The organism is Pseudoalteromonas sp. AS71, assembly GCF_038900275.1.
Taxonomy (GTDB): Bacteria; Pseudomonadota; Gammaproteobacteria; order Enterobacterales; family Alteromonadaceae; genus Pseudoalteromonas.
In genome coordinates this window covers 44431-64064 of sequence record NZ_JBBMQZ010000026.1, presented here as the reverse complement: position 1 = coordinate 64064, position 19634 = coordinate 44431, and the positions used below count along the sequence as shown (strand labels likewise).

The following is a 19634-nucleotide window of genomic DNA, read 5'->3' as shown; positions in this document are numbered from 1 at the left end:
ATTGCTTTATATTGTTAAAGAACGTTTTGAGTCGCTTTAGCGTCTCAAGGGATGCGAATAATACACCCTTTATTTTTAGAGTCAACACTTTGTTTTAAACTTTCTTTTGGAAGATTTAAAACCGAAGTTTTATTTAACTCTATGAGTTGTTCCTGCCTCGCTATGCGTTGGCGTTTCCCGTCTCAGTGGGGTCGCATTATAGGGAGATTCGAGCGGGGGTCAATGTTTTATTTCAGCTTTTTGACAATTAAATGAATTTAGTATGAAAGCTATACAAATAAAGGGCTGCGACGCTTTTCCTGCCTATTAAATAATCTATGTATGAGCGGCAAAACTATATGCATACATAAAATTATACTATTTAGCTCTGTTAGGTTAAGCCAACTAAAGTTAGTCAGTTGGCTTTCGATAAAATATTGCGTATGTCATTAATTAAAAGCTGTAATTAAAGCCTGCGTAATAGCGCCTACCCGAATAGCTCGAGTTAAGTAATCGTGCATCTGTATCATCACCTAAACGCGTTACCGATTCCGACTTAGTTAAATTAATAACAGCAGCTGTTAAGCTTAGCCCTTCATACAAATTAACCGATGCATTAACGTCAACTTGCTCGTACGGATCTTGATATACATTTAACCCACTATTAAGACCTAATACTGTCTCCCCTCGTTTGTTATATGAAGCGCGCACATTAAAAGCGTCACCTTCATAATAAACAGAGGTGTTGTACTGATACTTTGCACTACCTATTAATGCTGACTGACCAAACTCTTCACCATTTACTGTTACATCTGCTTTGTTGGTTTTGTTATAGGTGTAGTTTGCATAAAAACCAAAACCATTATCAAACGCATGCTGAATAAATATCTCCGCGCCTTTAGATACTGCATCGGTACCATTTCCCACAGTACTATACGGAGCTATATTAATGGTTCCTGCATCTACTATATTATTTTTACCGGCAAAGTTTTGCTCTGCATCTATTACCAGTGGCACAACAAAGTTATCTACTTTCTTATGAAAAAGTGCCAATCCAACAGCAGAACCCTCACTGTAATAATACTCAATAGATAAATCTGCTTGAACTGATTCAAATGGTTTCAAGTTTTTATTACCGCCACTACCGCTAAAACCTGGCTGTTCATTAAATGCAGCTCTATCATCTGCCCATTCATCCGATACAAATGTAATACGCTGCTGCGCACCTAAATCGCTGTAATCAGGACGAGACATTACTTTTGCGATTGCCCCACGAATAACTAAATTGTCGGTTGCATCCCACGCTATATTAAAGCTTGGTAATATTTGAGTGTCTTTGTTTTTTTGAGTGACTAATTGATAGTCTTCTACAAAGCGTGCGTCACCCGTTACTGGCTCGCCTGTTTCGTCATTTGTGTGATCTAATTGGTAGGTATATAAGTCAGTAGATGAAGTAAGTGTTTTTGTTTGCACAACACGCACGCCCAAATTACCTCTTACTTCACTAAACTCAAAATCGCCTTGAATATAAAAAGCAGATATTTTTTCTTCTATATCGTAAACAAAGTTATCTTCAATACGTGTATAAGGTACATAATTAGCAGTGACCATATCGCGATATTTGTTCCAATCGATACTTGGCATTTGGTTTATATCAAACCCGCGTACTATATTGCTCTCACTTGTAAATACATTTTGAGCTAACGGCATACCGCCATTCCACTGGTAACTATCAAAACGCGTAATACCTTGCTCGCTTGCTTCGCCTGCAGCTATGTTGAAATTGGGATCTAAAAAGAAAGTATTACCAGTTTCACGATGAAGACTTGAGTTACGGTATTTAACACCGGTTCTAATTGTTTTTAAAAAGCCCCAATCAACATAAAAATCCACATCAGCTTGGTAATAATCTTCCTCAAGCTCACTGCGTACAAAACTTGAGTTTGAAGAGCCCGCATCACGACCGCCTCCAATTCCATTTTGTAAGTTAGTTAATGTATTAGGGTCAATATTAAGTGACACATTGTTTTGGTTGAGTGACCAGCCTGCCGTTTGAGCTGCATTTTGAATAGTGGCTGCGTTTTCGCCCGCGTTTGAGCTTTTATATGCGGCTTCCCAGCTTTCTTCCGGCCCCCCTTCTGATTTTGTATTACCGACAACAAAACGCGCTTTAAAATTATCGCCTTCATAGGTTAAATTAAAATCAAAAGTATCTGAGGTAGATTCTTCACGTACATAACTGCCGCGCATCCACGGAAACTGCATATCACTTTCAGTTCCGCTTGCCATTGCATCGTATTGCATCGTATTGCATAACAGTAACAGTAGTTCCCGATTCATCAAGATTTACATCAGTTAAAAAATCAGAATTTAAAGACCACTCAGGTATATCAATCACAGATTCTGTTCTGTCTTGACCGAGTGTAAAGCCAAAGTAATTAAATCCAAGCTCTAAACGATTTGTTGGTCGCCATTGCGTACTAAATTGAATTCCTTCGCGCTCACGTTTTTCGTTAAGAACTGAACCTCGCACAACTTGCGGAAACCAAACACCATCGTAACTATTACCGCCTGCATCATTAATAACATCCCAACCATTATTGTTATCAACTGCGTTACCGTTTATATCTGTAGGTTGCCCAGTGCCAGTATAGCGCCACACATTGGCATCAGTACCGCCCGAAAGCGTTCTGTTTGTTCGCTCCTGATATGTATAACCAACTAATATACCAAAATTTTCGTCGTCATTTTTCCATGAATATAAACCCGTAAACTGCGGTTCGTACTCTTTTGTAACATCAGCGTAAGTACTCTCTACATTAAATACACCTGAGTTTGCATCCATACTCAGAGGTTTTCGGCTATGCATTAATACAGTACCACCAACCCCACCTTCATCTAAGCGTGCTTCTGGCGATTTATAAACCTCTACGCTTTCAATCATTGAAGACGGTAACAAAGCATAATCAAACGAACGCGAAGGCTCCCCCGGGGAAGACGCAATAAAATTACCATTAAGCTGTGTAAAGGTAAGTTCTGACGATAAACCACGAATACTAACTGATGAACCTTCTCCGCCGTCACGCTCAATTACCACACCGGGTAAACGCTGAAGAGAGTCTGCAACGTTTTTATCAGGGAATTTTCCAATATCTTCAGCGGTAATTGCATCAACCACAGAGCCAGACATACGTTTTACATCTAAGTTTTCGGCCATGCTTGAACGGATACCACGTACTTCTATTACTTCCATATCTTTTGTGTGCTGCGAGTTTTCTTGCGCTGCAAAAGCACACGTAGAACCCAAAGCAGAAAATATTGATATATAAAGTGATGACTTACAAAACGTTGAAAAAGGAAAAGAGTTTATACTTGTTGCTATCATGTGAGAGGCTGTTCCATTTAAATCTGCTCGTAAAACTAAAGCGAGAAGTTAGTCCTTTTACGTAAACTATTTACGTAATGGCAAAAATTGCACCCAATCTTACACAGCCAAACTTAACCGTTTGTTAACCAACAATATTAAATTAAATAAATGTCTCATTTAATAGTATTTATACCTATTAAATGAAAGTTAAAATCCAACCCATACATCAGAGCAGCTCTCAATTAAAAAACTAAGAGCGGCTTTGTGGTATTTAATAGCTTAATGAAATAACTACAGCGCACAAATCATCATTAAGTGTATACAAAAAACGAAGGGGGTAATTTGATGCGGTAGTCGGCAGTTTATACTTTAAAAAGAAAAACTGCCGGATAATATTTGAAAAGTGACAATGCTAAATAGCGTTGGATTTATTAAGCGAAGCAATAACCTCTGAAAGTTCTAAGAGTGTAGGCTTTCCTCCTAGATAATTGGTATCTATATGGTAACTATTGCCCACCCAAAAAGGTGCTTTAGTTGAGTTATGTCCATGTATTGTAAAGTCGACTCCATGACTTTTAACTACCTTATTTTGTTTAACTACTTCACGATCCCACAATAGAGATTGGACAATCACCGACTTATCATCAGGGTAATTTTCCCAATCCCACGATTGTGCAAATGTATGAGATAAACCAATTTTATAGCCGCGATATTCAAGTACTATTGAAAGCGGTTTAGTTAGTAACTCATCGCACATAACACTGAGCTTTTCTCTCGATACCGACTTGTGCCAATTGCCACCATTGTCAGTCCATAATTTAAAAGCCGCTTTATCATTACTTAATAATGATTCCAACATTAAATGCTCATGGTTACCTAATATCATACATGCCCTAATGGCTTGTAAGTATGTAAATAAGTCATATGTTTTATCCCCGCGATCAACAAAATCGCCTAGGCAAAACAAAGTATCTCTTTCAGGGTTAAAATTTACGTTATTAAGTGCGTTTTTTAAGGCAGGTAAATCACCATCAAGATCGCCAATTACAAATACTCGGCACTCATCATTAATAAATATTGTTCGTTTTGAAGATACAGCCTGAATAGCGTTAATACCTATATCCAAAATAGACTCCTATAGAATGCAATCTAAAACTTAGATTAATACTTGAGTTTATAAAGCCTTAAGGTAACACAATATAGTTGATAATTAATGAAGGTAATGAGATTTGATTGAAACTAAAAATGCATGACAGCGGGCTTTAGCTGCAAGCTAAATAAGTAATGTAGGTAGTGCTTTTAACCTATAGTAAAAGCGGCTTAGCAAAATACCTGAACAAGTTATAAGTTAGTCAACAGCACAAACTTATCAGCCAGCTCATCTAAACTTTCACGCTTATTAGGATCGGGCTTTATGCAGTCAATTGGACATACACTTACGCATGTAGGTTTATCGTAATGCCCCACACACTCAGTACATTTTTGGGGATCAATTTGGTATATCTTCGCGCCCATATAAATAGCCTCATTAGGGCATTCTGGGTCACACATATCGCAGTTAATGCATTTACTATTTATGAGTAAAGCCACTTTTAAGCCCCTTCAATTAAAATCATTATAAAACATAAACATAGATTTAAATGAAATTTTTTTTGACTACTTTTCATACAAGTGTAGTTCAATAAAAAACCTTTATTTTTTATTTAATCGTAGCACACATTCGTAACACACCATTTTATTTTTAGGTGTAAATTACAGCCGCGAATTATGCCTATTTTTCTCTGTTGCTTTGTTGATCTCAATCAATAAAAATCGCCGCGAGGCCTTTATTTATATAGGTTATAACAAAGTGAAGTACTCTTTATCAACGCTTAACAAAGCTCAATATACGAAAGCAAAACTAGAATGGAACCAGCTCAAACCGCCATTTTCTATGCAGCACATAAATCGGTGTGCTACGCTGGCTCAACACATCATATTTTTTGAAGAAAAAAGCACTTATAAACAAGGCTTTAAACCTAGTAGGACTAAAAGGTTATCGAAATACGAAGCGCAACACCATATTCGACTAATTTTCACCAAGTCTGGCGCTGCTATTTTCTACTCTAACTTCCCTAAATCATCTGGCATAGCTAATACCAAGTTAGGTGAAGCACCTGAATTAACAATAGCAAAAGCGCGTAAGCTCACTGAACAAATGAAATATGGCATTTTAAATAATCATAATATTAAAACAGTGTTTGATGCTTATGAACAAAGTCTAATAGAGCGCCATAACAACGCACCCACCAAGTTTGCAGCTTCATCGCTCAGAACATATCAATGTAGAATAAAAAAGCTTAGGCATCATTTTCCGCTTAAGCGTGCATTCCAGTCTCTTACAGCAGGAGAGTTAGAAAAAATTGTAGATTTAATTATCATGGCAGAGTCCAATAACCAAGCAATCGAGCTTTTTGCACAAATTAGAAGAGTATGGCGATTTGCTAAAAACAAATTTAACTCAGGTAAAAACCCAGCAGCTGATATCGATGACTTTTACGTATCTGACCGTGTAGAAAGCCCTCGTCCTTGCCAAGTTTATACAGACTTAGATTCGATAGCTGAATTATGGATAAACCTCGCAGCAGCCCCTAATGTACATCAGAAAAATGCTGCTCGATTTATGATATTAACAGGCATACGCCCTATCAATATTCCACAAATGAAGTGGGAGTGGCTCAATAGTATCGACTTCCCAACATTAATTACCTTTCCCGCATCTGTTGTTGGGGTTCGTGGAGAAATGAAAAACCAAAAAGAATATAAGCTGCCCTTAACCAAAGCCATGCGCGCCATTATTTTAGAGCAAAGAGCCTGGATGGAAAATGCGCTCCCTAACTGTAACCCTGTTCACATATTTCTTCAGCCTCGCGATCTTAACAAACCATTTGCTAAAAGGTCGCTGGACAAAATCATCAAAGATTACTCCCCTGTTGATGCAGTAAAAGGAGATAAAAGAAATATTGTAATGAAAGGATCTGCAGGTGCATTTTGCACAATGTGCCGAAGTTTTTTTAAATCCAACGCAAAAGCGATTATGGTTACCAACGGCTATCATTTTAAACACGCTGAGGAACTCACAAGACTCGCGCTTCATCACCTAAGAAAAGAAGACGATCCAAACGGCTTAAACTATGATAAATCTGAAGAACTATTTGGCACTTCAACAAAGCTCAAATTTAATGTATTCAAAATTCATGAAGCCAGTATTTTAAAAAGAGCTAAAGAGCTTGAAAATCAGAAGCTAAGACTTACAGGAATGCAGAGTAAACAGGCTAAAAACCTAAAAGAAAATAACGATAAAAAAGCCTTGAGAGATAGGATTAAAGCACATCTAGTTTACAAGCGCGGTTATGTAAACTTCATTAATCAGCCACTTGGTGATACGAGTAGAGTAGCAAAAGATTTGATCTTAACAGCAGAGGGAAGAGCTGTCGTTGAGAGGTATTTAAGTGACCAAGAAGCCAAAGCCAAAGCAAAAAATAATTAAAAAAGTTTAATTTCGACTTACCAAAGTTTTTGTAAAAAAAATTAATTTCATATCATTGCCTTATTAGAGCGATACCTCGTCAATTATTTGATGATTTTAACTTTTTTAAGGTTTTTCTATTAATGGCAACATCAGTATTAAATTCAATAAAACCATGTGAGGTTACGATCGAAAGTCGTGACCTTTGCATGGCTGAATTTAATGCATTTAAGCCACCGTACAATGACGAGTCAATGGAAGAGCTAGCCAGTCTTGCGACTATTATATTGGCGCAAGAAAAAGGAAGAAGACTTTCAAAGTATCAGCTTAAAGATCAAATAAGAATTGTATTCCAGCATGATGGCATTATTAAATTTTTTACTCATTTTAAAAAAGAACATGGAATAAAAAACACAAAGCTTGGTGATTCTAATAATATGAGTTTTTCAGCAGCGAAATTAAAAGCAGCTGAAATATACAAAAAGAACACCTCTAGTCACACATTTGAATTTGTAGTGAGCAAACAAATAGAAAACTTACAGTCAATTAATAAGCATAGCCCTAGCAAGTTAGCTGAAACCACAGTAACAACATACACCTCTTACCTTAATGCAATTCAAAATGCCTTTGGTAAAAATACGTTATTTCAAACTATTACGCCTGAGATAATAGAAGCAACGCTTGACCAACTGTTAACAGAGAAAAGTGGTCCGCATGTGGCTAAGCTATGCGAGCAAATGAAAAAGCTGTGGGTGTTCGCAAAAAATAAATATAATAATGGCACTAATCCATTCCTAGAAGTAGACAATAATTATATATCTTCTAGAACGGCGAAGCCTATTCCTTGTAAGGCATATACTGATATATCTCTAATTTCTCAGCTATACATAAACCTAAAAACAGCTAAAAATAATACATTAATAAATGCGGTACTACTGATGATGTTTACTGGGCTAAGACCCATAAATATTTGCAACCTTCGTCTATCGTATATAGATGATTTAGATAATCCTAAATTTTTAACGTTTCCTGAAACAACTCATACCACTCGCGGTGCTATGAAAAACCAAAAAGAGTTTAAAATACAACTCACACCCGAGATGAAAAAAACAATACAACAAGAGTTAAAATTAAACCCAGACATAAACCGCACCTACTTATTTTGCAAGGTTAAAGACGACTCAAAACCCATTAGTAAAGAGAGTTTAAACCGAGCACTTAAGTATCATGCACCAAAAAACATGGTAGCGGCCTCGCGAGATAACATAAATATAAAAGGCTCAGCCGGAGCATTTCCAACACTACTGCGCAGCTTTTTAAAATCACATATGAAAGAAGTGCTAACTAAAAAAATTGGGTCATCAACAATTGCTGAAATTGAGTCTAAAAAAATGCTTCATCACTCTGTTTCAGACCACGATCCGATGAGTAAACATTATGACCACTCGAATAAAATATATGACACTGATATTAAGGCACTTTATAAAAACTTTTCCCTATTTGAGAAGGAAATACTTAAAGAAGTAAAAATCCAGGCTAAGTTAAAAAACAAAACGACAAAAAAGTCATTTTTTAAATTTGATAATTCAAATACATTTATCGTCAAAGTTAAAAGCACAATAAGTGCTTATTCCACTATCTGGGGTAATATAGTTCAGCAAACCCAAAAGCTTAAAAAGAGCCGCCCTTTGGAAATATTAGAGTAGCGCTTACATATTGCAATACAACTTTTTCTTTGCTTACAAAACCTATAAAGAGCTTTTACTAGGTGGTGCAGATTGATTTCTTATAAAAGCAGGGATATCAAAAATATCAGATGCTTTTGGCTTAGTGGCGACTACTTTAGAGCTTGACTCATTTGTAGTGTCATCAAGTATCATTTTTGAACTCGCGCCCGTAGCAATAACCAGTAGCTCATAATTGGTTGCTAAGTTTTCAATTTTTGAAACACCACAAATAACTAAAGCGTTTAGGCTTACCTGCTGGCGCACTGTATCGGTAATGAGGTTATAATTACCCAGTGAAATTTCATCTTTGCAATTTACTTGTATTATTACACCGGTACTTGATGACATATCAACTTGATTAACTAACGGGTTATTGAGTGCACCATCAAGCGCAGTAGTGAGCTCGCTTTCTTCATCGCATTTACCAACACCTAGTACTGCATCACCCTGGCAGTCCATAATTTTGGCAAAATCATTCAAATCAACGTTGATCAAACCTTGAAAACAAAGCATGTCTATCAATGATTTTATCAGTGAATGAAGTATTTGGTTTGAGTGTTTAAACGCATCGAATAATCCTATATCGTTACCTAGCACTTCAATAAGTTGATCATTTGGGAGTGTAATAACAGCATTAGCATGTTCTTTTAGATCATTTAGGCCGGTATGAGCTATATTGCTTCTGAACTCGCCTTCACTACTAAATGGCAATGTAGCAACAAATATAATGGGTTTACCTTGCTCACTAGCAAGTTGTGCAATGTAAGGGCTAGCGCCAGTCCCAGTACCACCACCTAACCCTGTTGCACACAGAATGATATCGCAACCATTAATAAGCGTTAAAAGCTGCTCTTTACTTTCTTCCGCGGCTTGCAGCCCAACTTTAGGGTCTGCTCCAGCACCGTAACCATGAGTGAGCTCTGCACCTATAAGTACCGCTTCATCACTTTGCGTATGCTCAAGCACCACTTTGTCGGTATTAACGCTGTACAAGTGCGCCTGCTCAGACTCGCGTTGTTCAAAAATACTGTTAAGCGTATTACAGCCACACCCACCAATGCCAAATACACCGATTAATAAACCATCATTTTGTTGAATTAATTGAAACATAATCACTCCTTAACTTTTAAAGGAGCATAACAAATAAGTGCGTCAATTTTTGACGCACCTAAACTTTAAATTAATCAAAGGTAGTTTGCAGTAGCCGCTTTAAGCTTATGAACAATTCTTTGCCGCAGCTTTTCAGGTTTAATAACCTCAAGCCAATGAGCACATTGAAATAGCTCATCGGTTAGTTGTTCAGTATCAATAGTTTGGTAAGTCAGTAATACGTTTTTATCGTCAATATATTGCTTTTTCGTCAGCTCGCCAAGCTCAATAAACCCTTGGTTAACCGCAGAGTGACTGGGTACTTTTACAATTAACTCAATCGCTTCTTGCGACATGCCTTTGTTAATCGCGCTGCGTAACGATTTTAATTGCTCGGCACTTGGCTCACGTCGTGTCTTTTGCAGAATATGAACATTGCGAATGCGATAAACCGGCACCTGGTAGCACTTATCGTGAAGCGACCCCACCATAAACTGCGCCATTAAAACGCCACCTTGTTCAACTAAATTATAAAAACTCAATTCAGCAAATTTTAGCCAATGTGCCTCATCATAAAGTACTCTAAAAAGCTCAGCACTCACAGCACGGTTGTGCTTAATTGCATGCTCAATTTGCTCAACTAACTGAGTATCGATATTCACTTTTAAGGAAGGTTTTGAAAGGGTTGCAAGCCAATTGGGCACATGACCATTAAAACGTTTAAGAGCCTGCTCTGCTTTGATATGCACTGACTGCTTAACGTCACTCGGGACTGATTGCGGTAGTAACTGCTCTAACAATAAATAATGCTCAGCCACTTCACTACTCATTATTTTTGCGTTACCGCCTAGCCACTGCCCATTAATAGACCAGCCATACGGTTTACTACGCGTATCTTTTTCAAGCCCAAAACAACCTTGCTCGTAAAGTGATTGGAGATCGCGTTGCAGCATACGAGTTGATAATTCTACACCGCATTGTGATAAATCATCTTGCAGTTGTTTCACTGAAATACTTGATGGACTTGTAGGTACAAACTCTAAAATTGAGTTATGACGATGAGTCAGCATAAAAAAGATCTTTTAACTTTATAAATCGCACATTAAATAAGCCATTTAAATTTATAAAATAACGTTAATTTGAAGTTAGGTCATACTATCTAAATGAAATAAAAAAAAACTATAACTAAGGCTCTGTAGTGGTAAGCTCTTCCATTAACTTTATAAAGTTAGGTTGTTCAGTTAGACGTTTCTGCAATTCTGAAAATATTTTTAGCACTATATCAACTTGCTTTTCATGGGTTTCAGCATGTTCAAAAAATGGTAACATGGGTTTTAAAATAACAATTGGGTGCCATTTATTATATTTCGCTCTTGGCTCTAAAGCCGTGTCTAAAAACTCCCAATCATCAACTAATAATTTTAAGTCAGCTTTAAAGCGAGTGTAATGTGCTGAATTTTTAATTAGTGCTTGTCCCGTGCGATTAAAATCAAATACTAAACAAAGTTTTAATTCATTATTTATAAACTCCTTCACTCCGTGGTCCGCGCCACTAAGTAATACTCCACAGAAAACACCAGGCAGCCATTGTCTCTTCTTTTTAACAATAGGGCAAAACTCTAATCCAACCCTAGACTCTGTGCCTTGGCGCTTAAAAACAGGCTCCATACCAATATTTTGTAGTGGCCACTCTCGTTCTTGAGCCGTTTTAAAAACAGAGTCTACTTGCTCAATAAACTGTACAGCTTCTAAATAATTAGCGATTGAGAAGCGATTCATTGGATTCCTGGGTCCAAGTCCTTCTGATTTTAATAAAGATAAAAAATCCTCTATTGCCCAACTTGCATGCTCATCACTTATTTTTTCAACTAAGTTTTTAAAACAATGATAAATATCCTGCCAACATAATGCTACATCTGGACTTTGAGCGTGCTGAAAAGGAGTAGCTGTTATTAAAATGACTTTATAATTATCATAAATCGTAGATGCATATGTTCGGTAATTTTGTAATTGATTTTTATGAAGCTCTGAATGCACTTTATGCTCAAAGACAAGTGTACACCCTTGCCAGCTGATAACTAAATCAGGAAACTTGTTAGCAAAATTCTCTTGTGTAGATATATAGACGTCACTTTCAGGCAGATCTATTGGTGGAATTAAATGCTCATTAATACAATCAAGTAAAGCATTTAAAGCTTCACTATTACTGCGCAGTAACCAAGCAAATGCTTCTGTTATAAAGTTTTCAAGGGGATCATTATTTTCTCTAGGGCGGTATTTTCTTAAATTGACTAAAAGGCTTTCCATAATTGCTACCTGTAAAATTGCTCCGCTAGCTAACTTAGCAAGTTAGCCGCATTTTCGTATTAAACTAGATTAGAGTTTATTTAACTAATTTGCATGTCGACCAGCAAAGCTAGGGGAAAATACCCACATAGATGCTTAAAAATCTGTAAGTGCATAATAATTTAAAAGTAATAATGCAATTTAGCATAGAACGCGTCACTTTAAATATTATCAATTAACCTATCAGCTATAATTAGCCTAAGTTTCTGTGGGTCTGAGTATTTAATTTCCATTGAGTGAATATGAGCATTGAAATGTTTTAGGTCAGTAGCATGAAAAATTTCATTTTTTTCACGATCTAAAGAGTACACAAAGTGCCCTAATTCGAATGCGGTGTTAATTCTTGAGCTCCAAAAACGCCCATCACTCCCCCCTTTATGAAAATCTGTAATCAGGACATTTGTACTCGCGAGTATTTGTTTGAACATTACATGATCAGCAGTACCCGTTGGGGTATATACCGAATCAAAGCGCGTCATAATACAATTTGTAACTCTTAAGCCTGAACTTTTAGTTATTTTGGTGTTTGTTACTGCGATTAAGTGAACATTTTGAGTATCATATTTTAAAGTGCGATTTTACTAAATCAAAATTGCCAAGCTTTTCTAAAAGAACTAACTTTTCATTAGTTGAAATACTGAGGTAGTGAGCCCAATTAACCTCTTTTAAGTTGAGGTTATAATCACTGTCAGCTTCGCTGTTATTAGGCTTATTTAACGCTAATACAGTTTCAAAAATATCATCACAAATGTTCATAGCAAGAGCCTAATTTAAGCCTACATTTACTGCATCAGACTTTTAAAATATCACAATATGAGTTTTGGCATTATAAAAATGACTACACTAAAAATGCGCCGCAGAATTGGCCGCTTTGCTTTAAGGACAAATAAACAAGCTAAGAAAATAGATTAAGTAAAAACGATACTTAACTTATGGATATAACCGATGGTAGTTAAAGTGACCAATAAGTCACTTTAAGGCCTTAAATGCCACTTAATGATCCCTAAAAGGCACTTTATGATGAGGAGTAAAAAAACGCTAATATGCGTTTTAATTTTTTGACGCTTTTAATTTGATTTACATTCTATTGTTTAGAGAACCTAAATGAGATTAGCCAGTATCGACTTTGCTCGGCATTAACACATTTTAAATGCTTTACTCTTAATAAAATAGACATTATAGTATCCATTAATCCTATTTAAAATCCATTTTAGATACACACGTGTCTTTTTGGAGGTTCTATTATTAATTATTTATTATTAAGCGAAGGTGATGTGCAGCTAGCTTTTGCTGAGCATCTAAAAGAACGCCGCAAAAAAGCAAATATGTCACGCGAAGCGTTAGCTAAAAAAAGTACGGTACCTGCTTCTACAATAAAAAAGTTTGAGGTTACAGGGCACATTTCATTCAGGCAGCTATTACTTTTATGGCAATCTCTCGACGACTTAACTCGTTTATATGAATTAACAAAAGCGCCAACTCAAGGTAAGAATGCACCAACGTCTATTGATCAGGTATTAAACAATGGCCTTTAAACCAATAGAAAAACTAGAAGTAAAACGTACACTATCAGATTCATCAGAGTTAATGGTTGGTGTCCTTGCTCAAAATAGGCAAGGTGTTTACTTTCAATTCGATCAAGGCTATTTAGACACATACGGTAATCTTTCGCCATTCTCACTCACCTTCAATAGAGATGTTCAGTTAGCACCTAAAAGCCCACATAATGGATTGCATGGAGTCTTTTCTGATTGTTTACCTGATGGGTGGGGGTTACTACTGCAGGATCGTGTCTTCAGACAAAATAATATAATGCCTAACTTTGTTACCGCTATGGACCGCTTATCTTTTATTGGCCATTCGGCTATGGGCGCATTATCGTTTACACCTGAAACTCATTATGATGGCACAAATGACGATGAAGCTGGTCTTGCTACATTAGGTCAACAAGCCCAAGCAATATTTGACGGACAAACAGAAGAAGTACTTTCTGCGTTAGTGGCTGCTGGTAGCTCCGGCGGTGCACGCCCTAAAGCTCAAATTTATTTTCCTAACAATAATATACAAGAATGTAGAACAAAGCCTAAAACAAATGATGATGCTTGGTTAATAAAATTTACATCCAAAAACCTCGCTTTAGGACATGAGGAAGGGTTATGTGAAGCTGTGTATTTGGATTTAGCTGAACAAGCGGGATTAAACCCTCCTCAAAGATTACTGGTACCCGCCCCAGTAGGGACCGGTGCAAAGCAATGGCTTGCCTTAAAACGATTCGATAGGTTTAAATTAATGGGTGATAAAATGGGCTGCAAACATATGCACAGTGCATGCGGCTTGCTAGATGCTGATTTTCGCACACCTACATTAGATTATGAGGATTTAATTAAAGCGAGCCGTGTTTTATGCAAATCACCTGCTGCAGGGCAATTACAATTTCGTCGGGCTATGTTTAATTTATTTAGCTGTAATCAAGATGACCACAGTAAAAACTGGGCTTTTTTACAAGAAGATTCTGGTGAGTGGGATTTAGCCCCTTTTTATGATGTAACCTTTAGTCCTCATCCTTTTAACGAGCATGCTACTTCGTTTGCTGGATTTGGAAAAAACCCGCCACTAAAAGCGATTCAAAAGCTGGCCTCTGCGGCCGGTTATGCTAACTGGAAACAAGTACAAGTTATAATATCTGAAATAGCAGAGATTATTTTAAACTTTAAAGACACAGCTAAAGCATTAGACGTAAATAAAAAAACGATTAATTTAATAGAGCAACAGCTTGATAACACGTACGCCATGAATAAGCATTTAACGGGTCGTTAATTGTATAAAGCTAATAATATTGAGCTATTTATAAAACCTCGCTGCTTACTTTACTAGCGCCGAGGTTTTAATTTTTAAAAGTATCGTTTTATTTGTACTACTAAAAAGACAGCGGCAATTTTATTTCTAATCAACATTTCTAAATCAATTTCGACGGCTCTAACAAGAACGATTTAAAACTACTTTTAATTTATTTAGATGAACAGATTGAGTTACGTTATTTACCAGTCCCCTTATTTAAGAGTTATTAAATTAAAATCACATAAAATTTGATTGCCTAATTTCAGTTCTCCCCCCTTTAATCTCTAATGAAATTTTAAAGCGTCGCTGTTAATATTGCCTACATCCTAAACAATAAAGTAGTTCTGATGGCAGCTAGTTATTCTCTCGATGATTTACGTTACTTTTGCACCATAGTAAAACTAGGTAGCTTTAAAAAAGCATCAGCAAATCTTGATATGTCACTATCAACCTTAAGCCGCAGAATACGTCTATTAGAGCAAGCTCTTCAATTAACGCTACTCAATCGAGATGCCCATCGAGTAACGCTAACGCATACTGGCGAGTTATATTACGACCGCTATCGCAAGTTATTTGACGAAGCAGAGTGTATCGAGCAAGCACTTTGTGATGAAAAAGACCAACCTAAAGGGAAAATTAGGATCTGTGCCCCCATTTACATGGGTAAACATTTTTTAAGTGATATTTTTTGTGATTTTTTACTGCAGTATCCCGATATTCAACTAGATTTACGCTTTTCAAACAACCTTATTGATATTGAAAAAGAAGGGATTGATATAGCATTTAGAGTAAGAAACCCTGCCATTGATAATTGGGTTATTAGAGAGCTTAAACTTACTCATAATGTGCTTTGTGCTCACCCTGACCATGATTATCAATCCATCACTCATCCTAAACAATTAGAGCAGCACCCAAAAATCACGTGCGTTGGGTTGGTTCCGTGGCAATTAAACAATCAGCAAACGAGCGAAGAGTACAGTCTTAATCCAAACACACATGTTCGTTTGGAAGTTGATGAAATTCAAATGATGAAACAAGCCGTTGAGTCTGGTGTGGGTATTAGCTACATCCCTGATTATATAGCATTACCACTTATTAAAGCCGGAAAGCTTAAACGCATTCTTCCTGATTGGCAAAGCAAAGGGCAGCCATTTTCTATGCTTTATCGCGACAGAAAACAAATCCCTTATCGAGTGCGTTTACTGATAGAGCATACACTGCAACACTTTACTAATATGTAGCAGTGTATGCTTTTTACAGCAAAGTGGTTAAGCTCATTCGACTTTTAAAAACTAAGCCTTAGTACAATTACACCTAAAAATGCCGTTGTTAATCCTATAACTTCTTGGCGTGTAAAAGACTCTTTTAGGATGATGCGTGAGTACAATAAAATAATTAAAATATTCATCCCCGAAATTGCCGACACTAGCCCCGTGTTACCAATTGCAAAGGCCGATATTATTGCAACCATGCCTGCTACATTCGTTAAACCAATAAGCAACCCGCACGAGAACGTTTTACCAGCAGACCAGTGCCCTTGAGAAACGCCTTGCTCTGCTAACATTTTTTTGCGCTTTACTAACCAACTAATAGCAAAGAGAAAGCTACCAAACCCGAACATCGACGTTAAAGTGGCGAATGTATCTGCCTCAAGGAGTGTTGATTGCTTACCCATTAAATCATTAAATGCAAAGGACAGAGCAGCCAATAATCCCCATTGCGCACCTTGTAGATTACTCAATGAGATATCGCTGGAGTAGCGAATAATATAAAGACCGCCAAAAATGATAAAAAAGCCGATTAATTGAATAACGGTTAAGGTTTCTTGCCATAATAAAAAGGCAAACAAAAGGACAAATAAAGGCGTTAGCCCCGATAGAATACTAATTAAAGACGCCTTTCCGACTGAAAATCCTTTATGCAAAAATCCATTAGCCGCAAAAGATCCAAAGCCTAAAGCAAGCCCAACCGTAATATCTGCCCAGCCGTACCATGTATGTTCAAATATTACAGTACCTAACGCGCTGATTATGAACCCTACAAAAAAAACACCGAATAATAATAGATTACGGTTAATCTTTTTTTGCGACGTCCATTGGTACATTATTCCTCGAGCACCAAAAAAAACAGTTGCGAGTAATGCAAAAATTATCCACATACTAAAATGATTCCTTTAAAAACAACAATAGAGTAACTGTGCTGAGCGCTTTAACAACACGTGTTAAATTTGTAAGACTAGTATATTTACTTTTTAAATTTTATAAATAAGCATTACTGGCAATATAGGTTTCATGAATGGCATTTACATAAATGCAGGTAGGCAATTTTCGTAAAGGGCGTCATAGGCATAACTGCTCAGCTCCACTCTATAAATTATATAAGGTAATAAAATAGCTTTGAGCAGTTACTGAAGAGGCTAACTAGGGCGTGTTGACCTTTCGTGGGTGAATTTGCAGCAGTATGTTTGGTTTTTAGGCAAGGCAGAGCCTATGTAGTGTGGTTATTCCCCATGAATAGGCGATAACGCAGCATAAATACCAAACATGCGCTGCCCTTTGGGTTCTTTCTAGGGACGATTAACTCTTTGTTGCTCGGTTTTTACTTAGCCCACTAGGTTACAAACCTCGTGCCGCGATTAAATCGTCCCTAGATTGAACAAATTTCAATCCACAAAGATCAACACGCCCTAGGTTGCTTAAATGGATTACGCGTATCTTGGTGCTCATCAAGATTACGCATTAAAATAGCGTGATCTAAGTTAATGCCCTCATCTAGCTGGATTTTTACAATATGACCAGAGCCTTTAGCATCGCTAATACTTTTGCCTCTTTTGTTTTCCATATATTCAAGCGTAAAAGTAATGTTACCTTGTGGTGTCATAAGCTCTAAAGAGTGACCAGTACAAAATTTATTTTTAACGTCTATTTCAACTAATCCACTTTCGCAGCGCCCAAGTACTTCACCCACAAATTGCTGCTTAGTTGATACAGAGTGACCGTATTCATAGTTTTGATAATCTTGGTGGGCATGGCGTTTTAAAAAGCCTTCGGTATAACCACGATGCGCCAAGTTTTCTAATGTTTTAAATAAGCTAGTATCAAATGGTTTACCCACAGCGGCATCATCTATTGCTTTACGATAAACTTGTGCAGTGCGCGCCACATAATAAAATGACTTAGTACGCCCTTCTATTTTTAAACTATGTACCCCCATTTTTGTTAACTGCTCTACGTATTGCACAGCGCGTAAATCTTTGGAATTCATAATATACGTGCCGTGTTCATCCTCAAACGCAGGCATATACTCACCAGGGCGACCTTGTTCCTCTAGAATAAATACATCGTTGCTTGGCGCGCCTTCACCCAGTGTAGGAATCATCTGTTTGGGGTCAATTTTATGTACCATTTCGCCAGTTTCGTTCTCAACACCAGGTTTTACATCGTAATCCCAGCGACATGCATTAGTACACGTGCCTTGATTTGGATCGCGCTTATTTATGTAACCAGAGAGCAAACAACGCCCCGAATATGCCATACACAGTGCGCCATGTACAAATACTTCAAGTTCGGTGTCTGGGCAGAGTGTGCGTATTTCGGTTATTTCTTCGAGCGACAGCTCCCGCGATAAAATAACGCGTTCAATTCCCTGCTTTGCCCAAAATTGTACACTCGCGTAATTTACCGCATTCGCCTGTACTGATAAGTGAATGGGCATCGCAGGCCATTTTTCACGAACAAGCATAATTAAACCAGGGTCTGACATAATCAGCGCATCGGGCTGCATCGCAATAACTGGCTCTATATCACGTAAATACGATTTAACTTTAGCGTTATGCGGCGCAATATTAGACACCACATAAAACTTTTTATTTTGCGCATGCGCCTCACTAATGCCTACTTGCAGAGTATCTAGGTCAAACTCGTTATTGCGCACACGCAAACTATAGCGAGGCTGCCCTGCATAAACCGCATCTGCGCCATAAGCAAAAGCGTAGCGCATGTTTTTTAAACTGCCTGCGGGGCATAGTAATTCAGGAATAAAAGGCGTTGAAGAGGTAGTTGGTAACATGTGCGCTCCATACATCGAACTGGGTTTAAGCCAGTTGTATGATTAATTAATTTATAAGCGCGGCAGTATAAGTTCGATTAGCAATTTACATTTGATCGAGATCACAAAACTGCAATCAAACTGGTTTTTAATAAAATTAGGATTTTTCACTTAAAACGCGTATAATTCGCGCCCGTTAATATTCACACTTTTACTTAAAATTATTGGAGCATAAAGATGGCTTTAGAACGTACTTTTTCAATCGTAAAACCTGATGCAGTAGCTAAAAACCACATTGGCGCTATCTACAACCGTTTCGAGTCTGCTGGCCTTAAAATCGTTGCAGCTAAAATGGTTCACCTTTCACAAGAGAAAGCTGAAGGTTTCTACGCAGAACATAGCGAACGTCCTTTCTTCGGTGCTTTAGTATCTTTCATGACATCTGGTCCAGTAATGGTTACAGTTCTTGAAGGCGAAAACGCTGTTCTTAAAAACCGTGAAATCATGGGTGCTACTAACCCTGCTGAAGCACTAGCTGGTACTTTACGTGCAGACTACGCTGATAGCATCGACGAAAATGCTGTTCACGGTTCTGACGCTGTTGAATCTGCTGCTCGCGAAATCGCGTACTTCTTCGCTGACGAAGAGCTTTGTTCACGTACTCGTTAATTCGAATTCGTTAACAAAATGAAAAGGGCTTTCGGGCCCTTTTTTAGTCATTACGTAAAGTATT

General features: G+C 37.4%; 15 protein-coding genes and 1 pseudogene. 6 read left to right on the top strand and 10 right to left on the bottom strand.

The annotated features are described in order from the left end of the window. Positions 1-432: 432 nt before the first annotated feature. The 3 genes and pseudogenes from WNY98_RS17595 to WNY98_RS17585 form a co-directional block, all read right to left on the bottom strand. Positions 433-3364: pseudogene (locus tag WNY98_RS17595) on the bottom strand (TonB-dependent receptor). Between the two features lie 394 nt (positions 3365-3758). Then, a complete protein-coding gene (locus WNY98_RS17590) occupies positions 3759-4472 on the bottom strand; it encodes a metallophosphoesterase (protein WP_076924996.1) in 714 nt (237 codons plus the stop codon). Between the two features lie 215 nt (positions 4473-4687). Further along, entirely contained in the window at positions 4688-4936 is a 249-nt protein-coding gene (locus tag WNY98_RS17585; protein ID WP_076924995.1) for a YfhL family 4Fe-4S dicluster ferredoxin, read from the bottom strand. Between the two features lie 259 nt (positions 4937-5195). On the opposite strand from WNY98_RS17585, the gene WNY98_RS17580 reads away from it, so the two are divergent. Beyond that, positions 5196-6875: a hypothetical protein gene (locus WNY98_RS17580; RefSeq protein ID WP_342878551.1), complete on the top strand. Its 1680-nt coding sequence runs from the start codon at positions 5196-5198 to the stop codon at positions 6873-6875. Positions 6876-6997: 122 nt separating this feature from the next. Next, complete coding sequence (locus WNY98_RS17575; protein ID WP_342878550.1) at positions 6998-8560, top strand: hypothetical protein; 1563 nt, start codon at positions 6998-7000, stop codon at positions 8558-8560. A gap of 42 nt (positions 8561-8602) precedes the next feature. On the opposite strand, the gene WNY98_RS17570 is transcribed toward WNY98_RS17575, so the two are convergent. The 5 genes from WNY98_RS17570 to WNY98_RS17550 form a co-directional block, all read right to left on the bottom strand. After that, positions 8603-9691, bottom strand: a complete 1089-nt coding sequence (locus tag WNY98_RS17570; RefSeq protein ID WP_342878549.1) for a cell division protein FtsZ — start codon at positions 9689-9691, stop codon at positions 8603-8605. Between the two features lie 74 nt (positions 9692-9765). Next, the gene (locus WNY98_RS17565; RefSeq protein WP_342878548.1) at positions 9766-10740 is read right to left on the bottom strand and encodes a WYL domain-containing protein; all 975 of its coding nucleotides are present in this window, start codon (positions 10738-10740) and stop codon (positions 9766-9768) included. Positions 10741-10855: 115 nt separating this feature from the next. Continuing rightward, entirely contained in the window at positions 10856-11977 is a 1122-nt protein-coding gene (locus tag WNY98_RS17560) for a PD-(D/E)XK nuclease family protein (RefSeq protein ID WP_342878547.1), read from the bottom strand. A gap of 200 nt (positions 11978-12177) precedes the next feature. Next, positions 12178-12495, bottom strand: a complete 318-nt coding sequence (locus WNY98_RS17555; protein WP_342878546.1) for a hypothetical protein — start codon at positions 12493-12495, stop codon at positions 12178-12180. A 79-nt stretch (positions 12496-12574) separates the two neighbouring features. Continuing rightward, a complete protein-coding gene (locus WNY98_RS17550; protein ID WP_342878545.1) occupies positions 12575-12772 on the bottom strand; it encodes a hypothetical protein in 198 nt (65 codons plus the stop codon). A gap of 488 nt (positions 12773-13260) precedes the next feature. Here WNY98_RS17550 and WNY98_RS17545 point away from each other — a divergent pair, with 488 nt between their 5' ends. The 3 genes from WNY98_RS17545 to WNY98_RS17535 all read left to right on the top strand — a co-directional run bounded on the left by WNY98_RS17545 (position 13261) and on the right by WNY98_RS17535 (position 16095). Further along, a complete protein-coding gene (locus tag WNY98_RS17545) occupies positions 13261-13551 on the top strand; it encodes a helix-turn-helix transcriptional regulator (RefSeq protein ID WP_294121406.1) in 291 nt (96 codons plus the stop codon). After that, positions 13541-14833 (top strand): type II toxin-antitoxin system HipA family toxin, encoded by a 1293-nt coding sequence (locus tag WNY98_RS17540; protein WP_342878544.1) that lies wholly within the window; start codon positions 13541-13543, stop codon positions 14831-14833. Before WNY98_RS17545 ends, WNY98_RS17540 begins: the two co-directional genes overlap by 11 nt. Before the next feature lie 368 nt (positions 14834-15201). Continuing rightward, entirely contained in the window at positions 15202-16095 is an 894-nt protein-coding gene (locus WNY98_RS17535) for a LysR family transcriptional regulator (protein WP_342878543.1), read from the top strand. A 44-nt stretch (positions 16096-16139) separates the two neighbouring features. Here the strand turns inward: WNY98_RS17535 and WNY98_RS17530 are convergent, their stop codons facing one another. Continuing rightward, positions 16140-17012: a DMT family transporter gene (locus WNY98_RS17530; protein WP_170071601.1), complete on the bottom strand. Its 873-nt coding sequence runs from the start codon at positions 17010-17012 to the stop codon at positions 16140-16142. Positions 17013-17530: 518 nt separating this feature from the next. Next, positions 17531-18922, bottom strand: a complete 1392-nt coding sequence (gene yegQ / locus WNY98_RS17525; protein ID WP_342878542.1) for a tRNA 5-hydroxyuridine modification protein YegQ — start codon at positions 18920-18922, stop codon at positions 17531-17533. A gap of 216 nt (positions 18923-19138) precedes the next feature. On the opposite strand from yegQ, the gene ndk reads away from it, so the two are divergent. Continuing rightward, entirely contained in the window at positions 19139-19570 is a 432-nt protein-coding gene (ndk, locus tag WNY98_RS17520; RefSeq protein ID WP_007377442.1) for a nucleoside-diphosphate kinase, read from the top strand. Positions 19571-19634: the final 64 nt, after the last annotated feature.